At 58.7% G+C, this 14,199-nt stretch carries 17 protein-coding genes; 11 read left to right on the forward strand and 6 right to left on the reverse strand.

Annotated features, from left to right (window positions below):
* Positions 1-15: 15 nt before the first annotated feature.
* From M2366_RS12760 to zapE, 6 genes are all read right to left on the reverse strand, one after another.
* Complete coding sequence (locus tag M2366_RS12760; protein ID WP_224431899.1) at positions 16-750, reverse strand: cytochrome c1; 735 nt, start codon at positions 748-750, stop codon at positions 16-18.
* Complete coding sequence (locus tag M2366_RS12765; RefSeq protein ID WP_042041891.1) at positions 747-1,964, reverse strand: cytochrome bc complex cytochrome b subunit; 1,218 nt, start codon at positions 1,962-1,964, stop codon at positions 747-749. The genes M2366_RS12760 and M2366_RS12765 overlap by 4 nt, the downstream gene beginning before the upstream one ends.
* A 2-nt stretch (positions 1,965-1,966) precedes the next feature.
* On the reverse strand, positions 1,967-2,557 hold the full coding sequence (gene petA, locus M2366_RS12770) for a ubiquinol-cytochrome c reductase iron-sulfur subunit (protein ID WP_042041892.1): 591 nt from the start codon (positions 2,555-2,557) through the stop codon (positions 1,967-1,969).
* 288 nt (positions 2,558-2,845) lie between these two features.
* A complete protein-coding gene (rpsI, locus tag M2366_RS12775; protein WP_005891084.1) occupies positions 2,846-3,238 on the reverse strand; it encodes a 30S ribosomal protein S9 in 393 nt (130 codons plus the stop codon).
* 15 nt (positions 3,239-3,253) lie between these two features.
* A complete protein-coding gene (gene rplM, locus M2366_RS12780) occupies positions 3,254-3,682 on the reverse strand; it encodes a 50S ribosomal protein L13 (RefSeq protein WP_042019612.1) in 429 nt (142 codons plus the stop codon).
* Positions 3,683-3,950: 268 nt separating this feature from the next.
* Complete coding sequence (zapE, locus tag M2366_RS12785; RefSeq protein ID WP_259269880.1) at positions 3,951-5,045, reverse strand: cell division protein ZapE; 1,095 nt, start codon at positions 5,043-5,045, stop codon at positions 3,951-3,953.
* 139 nt (positions 5,046-5,184) lie between these two features.
* Between zapE and M2366_RS12790 the strand changes: the two genes are divergently transcribed.
* The 11 genes from M2366_RS12790 (at position 5,185) to M2366_RS12840 (ending at position 14,090) form a co-directional block, all read left to right on the forward strand.
* Positions 5,185-5,565, forward strand: coding sequence for a YhcB family protein (locus tag M2366_RS12790; RefSeq protein ID WP_259236819.1), 381 nt, complete (start codon positions 5,185-5,187; stop codon positions 5,563-5,565).
* Positions 5,566-5,646: 81 nt separating this feature from the next.
* Positions 5,647-7,005: a DegQ family serine endoprotease gene (locus M2366_RS12795; protein ID WP_042041895.1), complete on the forward strand. Its 1,359-nt coding sequence runs from the start codon at positions 5,647-5,649 to the stop codon at positions 7,003-7,005.
* A 110-nt stretch (positions 7,006-7,115) separates the two neighbouring features.
* Complete coding sequence (gene degS / locus M2366_RS12800; RefSeq protein WP_042041896.1) at positions 7,116-8,240, forward strand: outer membrane-stress sensor serine endopeptidase DegS; 1,125 nt, start codon at positions 7,116-7,118, stop codon at positions 8,238-8,240.
* A gap of 328 nt (positions 8,241-8,568) precedes the next feature.
* Positions 8,569-8,940: a transcriptional regulator gene (locus M2366_RS12805; RefSeq protein WP_042041897.1), complete on the forward strand. Its 372-nt coding sequence runs from the start codon at positions 8,569-8,571 to the stop codon at positions 8,938-8,940.
* Positions 8,941-9,306 (forward strand): glycine-rich SFCGS family protein, encoded by a 366-nt coding sequence (locus M2366_RS12810; protein ID WP_259269881.1) that lies wholly within the window; start codon positions 8,941-8,943, stop codon positions 9,304-9,306.
* Positions 9,306-9,602, forward strand: coding sequence for a DUF4312 family protein (locus tag M2366_RS12815; protein WP_042041898.1), 297 nt, complete (start codon positions 9,306-9,308; stop codon positions 9,600-9,602). The genes M2366_RS12810 and M2366_RS12815 overlap by 1 nt, the downstream gene beginning before the upstream one ends.
* 24 nt (positions 9,603-9,626) lie before the next feature.
* Positions 9,627-10,403 carry a DUF4311 domain-containing protein gene (locus tag M2366_RS12820; protein ID WP_042041899.1) on the forward strand — a complete coding sequence of 259 codons (777 nt, stop codon included), beginning with the start codon at positions 9,627-9,629 and terminating at the stop codon, positions 10,401-10,403.
* 10 nt (positions 10,404-10,413) lie between these two features.
* Positions 10,414-11,064 (forward strand): DUF4310 family protein, encoded by a 651-nt coding sequence (locus M2366_RS12825; RefSeq protein WP_042041900.1) that lies wholly within the window; start codon positions 10,414-10,416, stop codon positions 11,062-11,064.
* A 50-nt stretch (positions 11,065-11,114) separates the two neighbouring features.
* A complete protein-coding gene (locus M2366_RS12830) occupies positions 11,115-12,251 on the forward strand; it encodes an amidohydrolase/deacetylase family metallohydrolase (RefSeq protein ID WP_259269882.1) in 1,137 nt (378 codons plus the stop codon).
* Positions 12,235-13,350 carry a DgaE family pyridoxal phosphate-dependent ammonia lyase gene (locus M2366_RS12835; protein ID WP_259269883.1) on the forward strand — a complete coding sequence of 372 codons (1,116 nt, stop codon included), beginning with the start codon at positions 12,235-12,237 and terminating at the stop codon, positions 13,348-13,350. The genes M2366_RS12830 and M2366_RS12835 overlap by 17 nt, the downstream gene beginning before the upstream one ends.
* Positions 13,350-14,090, forward strand: coding sequence for a 2-dehydro-3-deoxy-phosphogluconate aldolase (locus M2366_RS12840; RefSeq protein ID WP_259269884.1), 741 nt, complete (start codon positions 13,350-13,352; stop codon positions 14,088-14,090). Before M2366_RS12835 ends, M2366_RS12840 begins: the two co-directional genes overlap by 1 nt.
* Positions 14,091-14,199 lie beyond the last annotated feature (109 nt).

A 14,199-nucleotide genomic window follows, 5' to 3' on the forward strand; every position in this document is an offset into this window, starting at 1 on the left:
CTCGGATCTGGTCGCTTAGTGAACGTCGCGCCAGAATTCCTTCTTCAACAGCACAGTGAAGATGAAGAAGATCGCGATAAAGCCCAGCACCCAGAAGCCCATGCGTTCGCGCTCCAGTTTGACCGGCTCAGCCGAGTAGACCAAGAAGTTTACCAGATCCAGTACCGTCTGATCATATTCTTCGTTGGTCATTTCGCCATTGCCGTCGGATTTGATGCCAATGGTCTCCTGCACCTCTTGCCCATCGACCAGGCGGGTCTCCTGTTCCAGACGTGGAGTACCCTGCAGCGGCTCCAGCACATGGGGCATGCCCACAGAGGGGAACACCAGGTTATTCACCCCGAATGGGCGCGTCGGATCCACGTAGAAGGAGCGCAGGTAGGTGTAGATCCAGTCTGCACCACGCACCCGGGCAACCAGCGTCAAGTCCGGTGGCGGTGCACCGAACCAGCGGGCAGCATCCTTCTCGGCGATGGAGCTCTTCATCAGATCCCCCACCTTGGCACCGTTGAAGATGAGATTGTCCCGCATCAGATCCTCGGGTATATCCAAATCCTCAGCCACCCGGTTGTAACGCTGATACTGGGTGGAATGGCAGCCTGCACAGTAGTTCATGAAGGTGGTCGCGCCACGCTGCAAAGACGCCTTGTCGCTCAGATCATAATCAGCCTTGTCCAGGGCCACACCATGAGTGGCCGCCATCGCCAGTCCGGGGAGCAGAGCCAGCACAGCAAAGATTATTCGTTTCATTTGAATGTGATCCTCTCCGGCAGCGGCTTGGTATTTTCGTTCTTGCTATAGAAATAGAGCAGGACAAAGAACCCGAAATAACCAAGCGAACAGATCTGGGCAAGCAGGGTCAGTGTCGGGGTGGAGGGCAATACGCCAAGCACACCGAGAATGACGAAGCAGACCACAAACTGGGCGATGTTCAGCTTGTGCAGGATGCTGCGGTAGCGTACCGAACGCACCTTGCAGCGATCCAGCCATGGCAACAGGAAGAGCACGACGATGGAGAGGCCCATCATGATGACACCGAGCAACTTGTCCGGCACCGCACGCAAGATGGCGTAGAAAGGAGTGAAGTACCAGACAGGGGCGATATGCTCCGGGGTCTTCAGACCATTCGCCACTTCAAAGTTCGGCTTTTCGAGGAAATAACCCCACATGTCCGGCTTGAAGAAGATGATGGCGCAGAAGAAGAACAGGAACCCGGCCACACCTATCATGTCCTTGACGGTGAAGTAGGGATGGAAGGCAACGGCATCCAGCGGCCAGCCATTCTCGTCCTTGTGTGCCTTGATCTCGATCCCGTCCGGGTTGTTGGAGCCCACCTCATGCAGTGCCAAAATATGCATGGCAACCAGCAACACTATGACTAACGGCAATGCGATGACATGCAGTGCAAAGAAGCGGGTGAGTGTTGCCCCCGAGATAACGTAGTCACCCCGGATCCACAGGGTCAGATCGTCACCGATCACCGGGATGGCACCAAACAACGAGATGATGACCTGAGCGCCCCAGAAGGACATCTGCCCCCAGGGCAACAAGTACCCCATGAAGGCTTCCGCCATCAATACCAGGAAGATCAGCATGCCGAAGATCCACAGCAGCTCACGGGGTTTCTGGTAGGAACCATAGATGAGGCCACGGAACATGTGCAGATAGACCACCACGAAAAAGGCGGAGGCGCCGGTACTGTGCATGTAGCGCAGCAGCCAGCCGTAATCCACATCCCGCATGATGTATTCGACAGAGGCGAAAGCACCCTCGGCCGACGGGTTGTAGTTCATGGTCAGCCAGATGCCTGTGACTATCTGGTTAACCAGCACCAGCATGGCAAGGGACCCGAAGAAGTACCAAAAATTGAGGTTCTTCGGGGCCGGGTACTTGGCCATGTGGTCGTTGTACATGGCTGTGAGCGGAAAACGATAATCGATCCAGCCCATCAATTTGGCAAACATGGTCAGGCCTCCTTGCCATCGGCACCGACCAGGATGGTGGTGTCGTTGAGATACTGGTACGGCGGGATCACCAGATTCAATGGGGCAGGAACCCCCTGAAACACGCGACCGGCCATGTCAAACTTGGAGCCATGACAGGGGCAGAAAAAGCCAGAACTGACCCCTTCGACCTGTTCACCGAAGCTGTCCGGCAGATAAGACGGGGAGCAACCCAAATGAGTACAGATACCAACAGCCACGAAGATTTCCGGCTTGATGGATCTGTATCCATTATGGGCATAGTCAGGTTGTTGGGGCTCATCGGACTTTGGATCGCGCAACAGGTTATCGTGCGTCGGCAGGCCATCCAGGATCTGCTTGGAGCGATTGACCACCCAAACCGGTTTGCCGCGCCATTCAACGCGAATGAGTTGACCCGGCTCCAACTTGCTAATGTCGACTTCAACCGGAGCGCCAGCAGCCTTGGCCTTGGCACTCGGGTTCCATGATTTTATAAACGGCACTGCGGTAAAAGCAGCCCCTACCCCACCAACGGCGATCGTTGACCAGGTAAGAAATCTGCGGCGGCCGGTATCAACTGGCGCATTGCTCATCCAAAAACTCTCCCATGTGGACTCGGCGCATTCTTATAATGTCCCTGTTCCCCTGTGACAACAGTGGCGGAAGCAGGAGTTACAATTGTCACAGAAAAATCGAGGAAATTTTAAAGAAAAGATAACAAATTGACAAGAAAGAGAAGCGAAGGGCAAAAACAATAAAGACACAATTTTTTGTCTTTTGTGACGTGAGGTTAGCAATGGCTATCGAAACGTTACCAATAAAAAAAGCCTGGCGGCTGCCAGGCTTTTTTAACACTCGAAAGAGTGAGTACCAAAAGCGAATTAACGCTTGGAGTACTGCGGACGCTTACGAGCTTTGTGCAGACCGACTTTCTTACGCTCAACCTTACGGGCATCACGAGTAACAAAGCCTGCTTTACGCAGTTCACCGCGCAGGGTCTCATCGTACTGCATCAGAGCACGAGTGATACCGTGACGGATCGCACCAGCTTGACCGGAGATGCCACCACCGTTAACGGTGATGTACAGATCCAGTTTCTCGGTCATTTCAACCAGTTCCAGCGGCTGACGAACTACCATACGGGCAGTCGGACGACCGAAGTACTGCTCCAGGGAGCGCTGGTTGATTACGATTTTACCGCTACCCGCTTTGATAAAGACGCGAGCAGTGGAGCTTTTGCGACGGCCGGTACCGTAGTATTGATTTTCTGCCATGTTGCCAGTTCCCGATTAGATATCCAGTACTTGAGGTTGCTGAGCAGCATGAGCATGCTCGGCGCCTGCGTAAACTTTCAGTTTACGGAACATGGCACGGCCCAGAGGACCTTTCGGCAGCATGCCTTTGATAGCAGCTTCGATTACCATTTCCGGTTTACGCTTGATCAGCTTGTCGAAGCTGATTGACTTGATACCACCCGGGAAACCGGAGTGAGAATGGTAGATTTTATCGGTAAATTTCTTACCGGTAACATGCACCTTCTCAGCGTTTACAACGATGATGTAATCACCGGTGTCAACGTGCGGAGTATACTCAGCTTTGTGCTTACCACGCAGACGAGAAGCAATCTCAGTTGCGATACGACCCAGAGTTTTACCTTCTGCGTCCACAATGTACCAGTCACGTTTTACGGTTTCTGGCTTGGCAACGAAAGTTTTCATTAAGTTAAACCCAATTACCTGTTACAGACCCAATTGCTTATGGGGGCTCGCCCACAAGCAACAAACGATGGCCTACCTGTACCCCTTCGAATACAAGTAAAGCTTTAAAGTATTGCTGTCTTATCGACAGCTGTAACGTGGGCCGGGCGATTATAAGTGAAGTTGCCTTAAATATCACCTGCTAATTTCACTGCCATGACGCTAGCAAATGTCGCCCGACCCTACCTGCCGCAGATGCCCATCCGACTGGCAGGCGCGGGTATTGTGACTAAGGAAGGTGCACTCTGGCAAGGTATTCGTGCGATTGCATCTCCTGCAGTCGTGAAAGGCAGCGTTTGAACTCGAAGCTGAGCAAACCTCCGCTGTAGAGTTCCGCCATGGGGACGGCTGCCGAAATGATGAGCTTGACGTGACGCTCATAGAACTCGTCAACCATGGCAATGAAACGCCGGGCTGCATCGTCCGACCCCGCCCCCATTGGTTGTACCTCGGCCAGCAACACGGTATGAAACAGCCGTGACAGCTCGATGTAATCCCCTTGAGAGCGGGCGCTCCGACAGAGTTGATCGAAGCTGATGTAGAGCAGTCCCTCCTCGGCCCCCAGTGTCTGCAACTGACGATGATTCACTTCGATGGCCAATGGCACTGGTTGCTTCTGCCCGGTCAGTTGCTGGAAATAGCGCTCCAGGTTCGATCTTGCGTCCCCGTCGAGGGGATGGTGATAGATCTCTGCCTGCTCCAATGTCCGCAGCCGGTAATCGACTCCCCCATCGACATTGAGGATCTCGCAATGCTGTTCGATCAACGCGATGGCTGGCAGAAAGCGCGCCCGTTGCAGCCCATTGCGGTAGAGATCCTTAGGGGGAATATTGGAGGTCGCCACCAGCACGACGCCGTGGCCAAACAGCGCCTGAAACAGGGTGCCCAGCAGCATGGCATCGGTGATGTCCGAGACAAAAAACTCATCGAAACAGATGATGTCTGTCTCGCTGGCCAGCTTGCTGGCAATGAGTTCCAGTGGATCGGCCTGACCGGTCAAGCCGCTGAGTTCATCATGAACCCTGTGCATGAAACGGTGAAAATGCACCCGTAACTTACGATCCCCGGGCAGGGCCTCAAAAAAAATATCCATCAACCAGGTCTTGCCCCGGCCGACCCCACCCCACATATATAATCCCCGGACAGGCGTGACGGCTTGCGGTTTTTGCAACCAGCCCAGCCAGCCACGGGATCTGGTCGGAGTCGGGGGAGCGCACAAATCCTGATAAAGTCGCTCCAGATGTGCCACTGCCATCGCCTGGGCCGGATCGGCCTGAAAATCAGAGCGTTGCAGATCTTGCTGATATTTTTGCTGCGGGGTCATCCTGTCAAACGTCTCCAAGTCCCTGAATAGAGGACAAAAGGGTATCACGGCCCCGGGGTGCACGGTATAGTGCCACCAGGGTTGACGGCCATTCTGGGCCATCATCCACATGTTGAATTAGCTGTAACAAGGAGCATCTATGAGTCTGTTAAATGGGATCCTGCTGGCCGTTGCCGCCCTGATTATCGGCGTCCTGATTGGTCGTTTCTCGGTACGTAGCCGTGATGCCGGTCGCCTCGAGCGCGAACTCAGCACGGCCCGCAAGGACATGGAGAGTTACCAGGGCCAGATCAACACTCACTTTGCCGACAGCGCCGCCCTGATGGAGCAGCTAGCCGAGCAGTACCAGACCCTCTACCGCCACATGGCCGAACAGAGCAAATTCCTGGCCAAGGCCGAGGAACCCCTGTTCCGCGAGCAAGAAGTCGAACCGACACAAACCAAGGATGAAGAGAGCCAGGGTCTGCCTCCGCGGGACTATGCCGGTAGCGCCTCAGGCCTGCTCAAGCAATCCAGCTGACACTTTCCTGGAACTAATTCCTTGATCCGTAGTCAGATTCTTGGCAAAAGCACTGTCAATTAACTGGGAGCTGTTATTCATATGCGTAAACCTCTTTCTCTGCTCAGCGTGCTAGCCCTCAGCGTCGGTATCGCCATGTCTGCGGCCCCTGCCCAGGCGGCACTGCCCTCCCTGATGGGAAATCAGGAGATCCCGAGTCTGGCCCCCGTGCTGGAACAGGTGACTCCTGCTGTGGTCAACATCTCTGTCTCCGGCAAGAAAGTCACCAGACAGCGTCTGCCCGAGCAATTCCGTTTCTTCTTCGGCCCCAACATGCCTGATGAACAGGTCAGCGAACAGCCTTTCCAGGCGCTCGGCTCCGGGGTCATCATTGATGCCAAGAAAGGCTATGTGATCACCAATGCTCACGTGATCCACGAAGCGGACGAGATCAAGGTCAGCCTCAAGGATGGCCGCGAATTCACGGCCAAGAAGATTGGCGAAGACAAGCAGTCCGATATCGCCCTGCTGCAGATCAAGGCGGATGACCTGACGGCCATCAAGCTGGCTGACTCCGACGAACTGAGAGTCGGGGATTATGCCCTGGCCATCGGCAACCCCTTCGGCCTGGGTCAGACCGTCACCTCAGGCATCGTCTCCGCCTTGGGGCGCAGCGGCCTGAACATCGAGAACTTCGAAAACTTTATTCAGACTGACGCGGCCATCAACTCGGGCAACTCGGGTGGCGCCTTGCTCAACCTGCGTGGGGAGCTGATCGGCATCAACACCGCCATCCTGGGTCCGAATGGGGGCAACATCGGTATTGGCTTCGCCATTCCATCCAACATGGTGCGCGACCTGTCCGATCAGATCATCAAGTTCGGTGAAGTGCGCCGTGGCCAGCTGGGCATCACAGGTGCCGAGCTGACCTCGGATCTGGCCAAGACCTTCGGCTCAACCAAGCAGAATGGTGCCTTCGTCAACCAGGTCATGCCGGGCTCCTCCGCCGACAAGGCTGGCATCAAGGCCGGGGACATCATCTCCAGCATAGATGGCAAGCCCATACGTTCGTTTGGGGAACTGCGTGCCAAAATCGCAACCATGGGTGCCGGCAAACAAGTCACCCTGGGCATAGTGCGTGATGGCAAGGAGCAGAGCGTCAAGGTCACCCTGAAACAGGCCGATGACAGCGAGGTGCGTGCCAGTGCCCTGCATCCGGCTCTGGAAGGCGCCAAGCTCAGTACCACCACGGACCCCGTGGCGGGTGTTGCCGTCTCCGAGATAGATCCGCGCTCTCCGGCAGCCGCTTCCGGCCTGCAGAAGGGCGACATCATCATCGGGGTCAACCGGCTGAGAGTGAATGCCCTTGCCGACCTGACCAAGGCGTTGAAGAACAAGCCGGATGTGCTGGCCCTCAACATCCAGCGCGGCGACTCCTCGCTCTACCTGGTGATCCGCTGATCCCTTCATGAGCATGCATTAACCCCCATCACCCGCGACCCAGGTCGCGGGTGATTTTTATGCACCGTTAGTGTTATTCTCTGCTGGCAGCGAGCCGCAATGAGAATGAAATGAAAATCCCACCTCTGATCAGTTACTTGGGCAAGTCAGTCGCCTTTGGCCTCACGGTCGCGGCCCTATTGCTGTTGTTCTTCCCCAGCCTCAGAGGCGGTGCCCTGCTGCCCGACCTCATCAGTAACAATCGGGAGATGAGCTTCTCCTATGCCGCCCACCGCGCAGGTCCTGCCGTGGTCAACATCTACACCCGCAGTTTCGCTGGCAATCGTGGCGAGAAGGCCGAGCTCAGGCCTCAGGGGCTGGGTTCCGGGGTCATCATGAATCCCCGTGGCCATGTGCTGACCAACTACCATGTCATCGCCGATGCGGACCAGATCATTGTCGCGCTGCAAGATGGCCGGGTGTTCAGCGCCGAGCTGGTCGGTACCGACAAGCTCACCGATCTCGCCGTGCTCTATATCGAATCAGACAACCTGCCGGTGATCCCCCAGGATCCCGATCTGCGCCCGGACGTCGGGGACGTGGTGCTCGCCATCGGCAATCCCTATAACGTCGGCCAGACCATCACCCAGGGCATCATCAGTGCCACCGGTCGCCTCGGCCTCTCCAGCATGGGGCCCGACAGCAATGGCCGCCAGGATCTGCTGCAGACCGATGCCGCCATCAACGAGGGCAACTCGGGGGGGGCCCTGGTCAACGCCAATGGCAATCTGGTCGGTATCAACACCGCCGCCTATCACCTGAGTGGCAACCAGGAGAGCTATGGCATCAGCTTCGCCATCCCCTATCGCCTTGCCAAGCGCATCATGGACGAATTGATCAGCAATGGCCGGGTCATCCGTGGCTACCTCGGCATCTCCAGCGTCGAAATCAATCCCATCGTCGCGCGCATGATGAACCTTGGCGATCTCCGCGGCCTGGTGGTCGAAAGCCTGGACCCTGCCGGCCCTGCTGCCAAAGGGGGCATTCAGCGCGGTGACGTGCTGCTCAAGATCAACGGCGAGGCCATCAGCGGCGTCCGTGCCGCCATGGATAAAATTGTCGAGAGCCGACCCGGCGCCCAGATGAAGATCTCGGTGATCCGCGACGGCAAGCCCCTCGAACTGACGGTCACCATAGAAGAAGACCTGCGCTACCAGAACCAGCAAGGCAGCACCAGCGCAGCCAGCGCCAGCTGACACTTGCCCTGCGGCGGACGGGACTCATACCGTCCGCTCCTTCACCTCCATGCCCTCGCCGTCCTCCTTCCCTGATGTGAACAGGGTCACACTTCCTGCACCCGGCTTCGCCACGGCTTGCGCCACCGGGGTGTGAGGCGGCTCACATCCTCGGGCCCCTTGACGCCCATTCCCCGGATCCAGTTCAAGAAAACCCTCCCCTCAACGCCGATGATGGCGAATTTCCATTTGCTTGTGGAAAAAGCCTGCCTCCCTGTCCATTCCGGGGAGGCATAGGGTAAGCCCATGTCTCGTCGTCACCATCTCGTTGTCATCAGGAGAGAAGACTTTGCAAGCAAGTAGCCACAACCTCACCCCGGACAGCCCACAAATAGGGCGCAAGAGTACCGATACCCTGGCCAGAATCTATCCCCTGCTCGCCGAGCGCGGCATAGTCCCCAATGACGTCCAGCAGCAGATGCTCGCCTCCCACGTCAAGGCCATGGTGTGGCGCTCATACAGTGGTGAAGCACTGCCGGAGGTTGATCTCTCCCTGTTTGACGAGATCTCCCCCCTGTCCCTGCGACTGGCCGAACAGGTCGTCGCCTGGCTGGATAATCTGGCCTATGAAGAAGCCCATCTGTTGTCTGTCCACTTCGAAGTGGCCAAAGAAAACGAACTCAGCTCAGCTGCTCGACCAGTAACCACAGGAGATAACTAAATGTCAGCCATCAAACTCGTGATTGGAGATCGTCTCGGCAAGGGCCAGAAAGTCGGCGCCGGTGCCAGTGCGGCCGGGGCAGAGGTCACTGTCATCCCCGGTATGGCCGCGGACATGAAGCTCGGTGATGTGATGCACAAGGAGCAGGCGGATCTGGGCATCTCCTTCTGCGGCAGCGGCGGCGCTGGCGCCATCACGGCCCAGACCAAATACGGCTACAAGTGCCGCTATGGCATGCGCTCCGTCGAAGAGGGGGTCACCGCCATCAATGATGGCTGTGTGGTGCTGGGCTTTGGTTTCATGGACAAGGAAGAGCTGGGTCAGAAGCTGATTGAAGCCTTCGCCAAGAAACACGGTCGCGCCTGATGCAGCACCAGTTCACCAGCCAGGTGGTCGTGAGCGGCAAGGGGGCCACCCGGCAACAAGCCTTTGCCGCGGCCCTCAGCAAGGTGCAACAGAATCTGCTCAAGGAGACAGAGCAGGTGCTGCTGCGGGTTGAACCCCTCGCGGTCAAGGTGCTCAAGGCGGAAGAGTCGATTCGGGTCGAGAAGTTCCTGTTCTTCTTCCTGCCACGGACGCGACACGAATTTCGGGTCGAACTCGAGATCCAGGTCAGCATCAACGCGATCGATACCCGGCAGCTGGACTTCACCCGGGTGTAACGCAATTCACAAAGGATAAATTGCATGTTTCTCATCATTTTTATCAAGTCGCTGATCATCGGTGGCCTGGTAGGCGTCGGGGTCGGGGCCGGAGCGGCCCGCATGTTCCACGCGCCGACCGTACAGGGCATGGGGGCGTTTCGTACCCTGGGAGAGCTCAACTCCTGTGAAGGGGATCCTGCCTCCCACTTCTCCTTCGGCCTCGGCTTCTTCTTCAACGCCTGGGCCTCGACCGTGGCGGCCGGCGCCTTCACCCAGGACGTGGATCACCGCATCATCCCGCACTGGGCCACTGCCGTGCTGATGATCAAGAACCGGGATCTCGCCACCACCTTGCACGATCCCAAGAAGATGGCCATCGCCGGCGGCATCATTGGTGCCATCGTGGTCACCTTCCTCAACAGCACCGCCGCCGCCGTCCCCGAAGCCTTGCAGGTGACCGCCGTCAAGGTGCTGGTGCCCGCCGCCAACCTGCTGGTCAACACCATCATGCCGGTGATCTTCTGGCTGGCAGCCATAGAGGCGGGCAAGAAGTCCGGCTTCTGGGCCACCATCTTTGGGGGCCTGGCCCAGCTCATCATGGGTAACGCCGTACCGGGTCTGGTACTCGGCATCCTGATCGGTAAAGGGGTCGAAGAGAGCGGCTGGAACCACGTCACCAGGGTGATGATGACCGCCATCGTGCTGCTGTTCGTGCTGAGCGGATTCTTCCGCGGCTTCGACATGAAACTGATTGAGTCTTTCCACATGGGTATCCCCCTGTGGCTGGATAATGTCCATAACCTGCTTAGCAGCAAATAAGGGCTATCCCATGGATGAGAAACTGAGAAACAACTTCTGGTATGCCGACTGGTCCTTCCCCATCTTCGTGGGGCTGCTCTCGGCCGGTGTCTTTGCCGGTACCCACATGTACTACCTCTACGGGGTGGGAGCCTTCAACGAAGTGGCCTTCGTCTCCATGCTGCGCGCCGGCATTGATACCGGCGTCTACGGTGCTGTCGCCGCCTTTGGGGCCAGCTTCCTGTTCGCCCGCATCATCGAAGGCTCCCTGGTGGGGATACTCGATATAGGTGGCGCCATCCAGACCGGGGTTGGCTTGGGGATCCCGGCGCTGCTGATGGGCGCGGGCATCATGTACCCGGTGGAGAACTTCGGGGCGGCTCTCGCAACCGGCATGGCCGTGGGGGTCATCATCGGCGGCCTCATCATACTGGCCCGTAAATTCACAGTGAACCAGAGTGACTCCACCTACGGGGCGGATGTGATGATGGGGGCCGGCAACAGCTCAGGCCGCTTCCTGGGCCCCTTGATCATCCTCTCCGCCATCGGGGCTTCCATCCCCATCGGCCTGGGATCCCTGTTTGGTGCCCTGCTCTTCTACCTCTGGGGCAAACCCATCACGGGGGGGGCCATACTCGGCGCCATGTTGCTGGGCGCTTTCTTCCCGATCGCCATCTCCTGACCCTTCTGTTCGCCACCCGGGGGTGGCGAACAGAACCTGCGAGGCATCCTATGTACGACATCATCTTCAGACGAGCACGCCTGGCTTGCGGCGACCTGACCGATGTGGCCATCACGGCTGGCAAGATCGCCGCCCTCGGTCAGCTCGACAAGGTCCACGCCAGCCGCGAGCTGGATCTCGGTGGCAACCTCTATCTCAGCGCTGGCTGGATAGACTCCCACACCCACTGTTACCCCAGGTCCCCCATCTATCAGGATGAGCCGGACAAGGTAGGCGTCGAGTCCGGCGTCACCACCGTCATCGATGCCGGCAGCACCGGCGCCGACGACGTGGATGACTTCCAGGCCCTGACAGCCCATTGTCAGACCCGGGTTCATGCCCTGCTCAACATCTCCCGTATCGGTCTGCTGCGCCAGAATGAGCTGGCCAACCGCGCAGACATCGACCCGGCCCTGGCCCAGGCGGCCATCCGCCGTCACCCGGACTTCATCGTCGGCATCAAGGCTCGGATGAGTGGCAGCGTGGTGGGCGAAAATGGTCTGGACCCCCTGCGTATCGCCAAGCAGATCCAGCGCGACAACGGCAACTTGCCGCTCATGGTGCATGTGGGCAACACCCCGCCGGACCTGGATGAGCTGGTCGCCCTGCTCGGCGACGGGGATCTGCTGACCCACTGCTATAACGGCAAGCCCAATCGCATCCTCACCCCGGCCGGGGAACTCAGGCATTCCGTGCGCAGCGCCATGACCCGCGGCCTGCTGATGGACGTCGGCCACGGCGGTGCCAGCTTCAGTTTCGAGGTGGCGGAGCAAGCCATCCAGGCTGGCGTGCTGCCGGACACCATCAGCTCGGATATCTACTGCAAGAACCGCATCAAGGGCCCCGTCTACAGCCTGGCGCACGTCATGTCCAAATTCTTGGCCATCGGCCTGCCCCTGGAGCGGGTCATCTCCTGCGTCACCGACCGCGCCGCCGATGCCCTGCGCCTGCGCGGCAAGGGGCGCTTGACCCTGGGGGCCGATGCCGACCTGACCCTGTTCGAGCTGGCCCACCAGCCGCGCCTGTTCGCCGATACCGAGGCGCAGCACCGCAGCGGCGACCACCAGCTAATGCCTGTTGCCGCCCTGGTCGCGGGCAAACTGACTCTGACTCAACATGGGGAATCTCATCATGTCTTCCGTCTATGAAAAATATGATCTCAAACCTGTGATCAACGCCTCCGGCCGCATGACTATTCTCGGGGTCTCGACCCCGGAACAAGAAGTGGTCGAGGCGGTCAACTTCGGCCTGGATCACTACTTCGAAGTGAAGGATCTGGTCAACAAGAGCGGCGCCTATATCGCCCGCCTGCTGGATGTGGAAGACGCCGTGGTGGTCTCCTGCGCCTCCGCAGGCATCGCCCAGTCGGTGGCCGCCATGATAGTGCGCGGCGATCCCTACCGCCTGGAGCAACTGCACGCCCACCCGCATCAGGTGCCAAGCGAAATCGTGTTGGCCAAGGGCCATAACGTGAACTTCGGCGCCCCGGTCGGCACCATGATCAATCTGGGCGGCGGCAAGGTGACGGAAGCGGGCTATGCCAACGAATGCTCCCCCGCCCAACTGGCCGCCGCCATCAACCCCAATACCGCCGCCATCCTCTATATCAAGTCTCACCACTGCGTGCAGAAGAGCATGCTGTCGGTCGCAGAGGCAGTCGAGGTGGCCCAGGCTCACCAGTTGCCGCTCATCGTCGATGCGGCGGCCGAGGAGGATCTGCAGCTCTACTATCGACTCGGCGCCGATCTCGTCATCTACAGTGGCGCCAAGGCCATCGAGGGCCCGACCAGCGGCTTGGTGCTCGGCAAGCGTCAGTATGTGGAGTGGGTCAAGCAGCAGAGCAACGGCATAGGTCGCGCCATGAAGGTGGGCAAGGAGGGGATCCTCGGCCTGACCCACGCCATCGAACGCTATCTCGTCAAAGAAAAAGAGAGCGGCGCCGCCATGGTCGCCAAGATGACCCCCTTCATCGAGCGGCTCAATCAGCTACCGGGCGTCAGCGCCAAAACGGTGTGGGACAGTGCCGGACGCGACATCGCCCGCACCGACATCGCCTTCGACCACGCCAGACTCCCGATGAGTACGACCCAGCTGGTGCAGCGCCTGCAACAGGGCAACCCGGCCATCTACTGTCGCGGCTACAAGGCCAATGAAGGCCATATCGAGATAGATGTGCGCAGCGTCAGCCCTGCCCAGCTCGATCAGATCCATACCGCCATCGCCCAGTTAACCCAGGAGACCCGCTGATGTCCCTTATTCCCAACTACTACCTTGACCGTGTCTGCCTCAACGTGCTGGCCGGCTCCAGGCAAAACGCCGTCGATGTCTATGAAGCCGCCGAGGGCCATGTGCTGGTCGGCGTGCTCTCCAAGAACTACCCGGATGTGCCCTCCGCCGTCGCCGACATGAGTGAGTACGCCAAGCTTATCGACAACGCCCTCTCCATCGGCCTGGGCGCAGGGGATCCCCGCCAGTCCGCCATGGTGGCCGAGCTGGCCCGCCAGCTGCAGCCCCAACACGTCAACCAGGTGTTCACCGGGGTCGGCGCCAGCCGGGCCCTGCTCGGTCAGAGCGAGAGCCTGGTCAATGGTCTCATCTCCCCGACCGGCACCCCCGGCATGGTCAAGATCTCCACCGGCGCCCTCAGCGCGCAGCAGGCCGATGGCATAGTGCCCATCGATACCGCCATCGCCCTGCTCAAAGACATGGGCGGCAGCTCGGTCAAGTTCTTCCCCATGAATGGTCTCGCCTGCCGGGATGAGTATGTGGCGGTGGCCGAGGCGTGCGCCCGCCATGACTTCTGGCTGGAGCCCACCGGCGGCATCGACCTCGACAACTTCGAGGAGATAGTGCGCATTGCCCTGGAGGCCGGCGTCGCCAAGGTGATACCGCACATCTACAGCTCCATCATCGACCAGGCCAGTGGCGAGACCCGCCCCGAGGATGTACGCACCCTGCTCGCCACCGTCAAGGGCTTGCTGGCTTGATATCGCCATAGCCCCTGGTTAACACCCAACCCGACCCAGCTGGTCGGGTTGGGTTATTGAATGATTTGTCGATATGATCCCATCCCTCATCCCCTCATGGCCAGATCGG

Origin of the sequence: Aeromonas sp. BIGb0405, assembly GCF_024807335.1 — a bacterium.
GTDB classification, from domain to species: Bacteria; Pseudomonadota; Gammaproteobacteria; order Enterobacterales; family Aeromonadaceae; genus Aeromonas; species Aeromonas rivuli.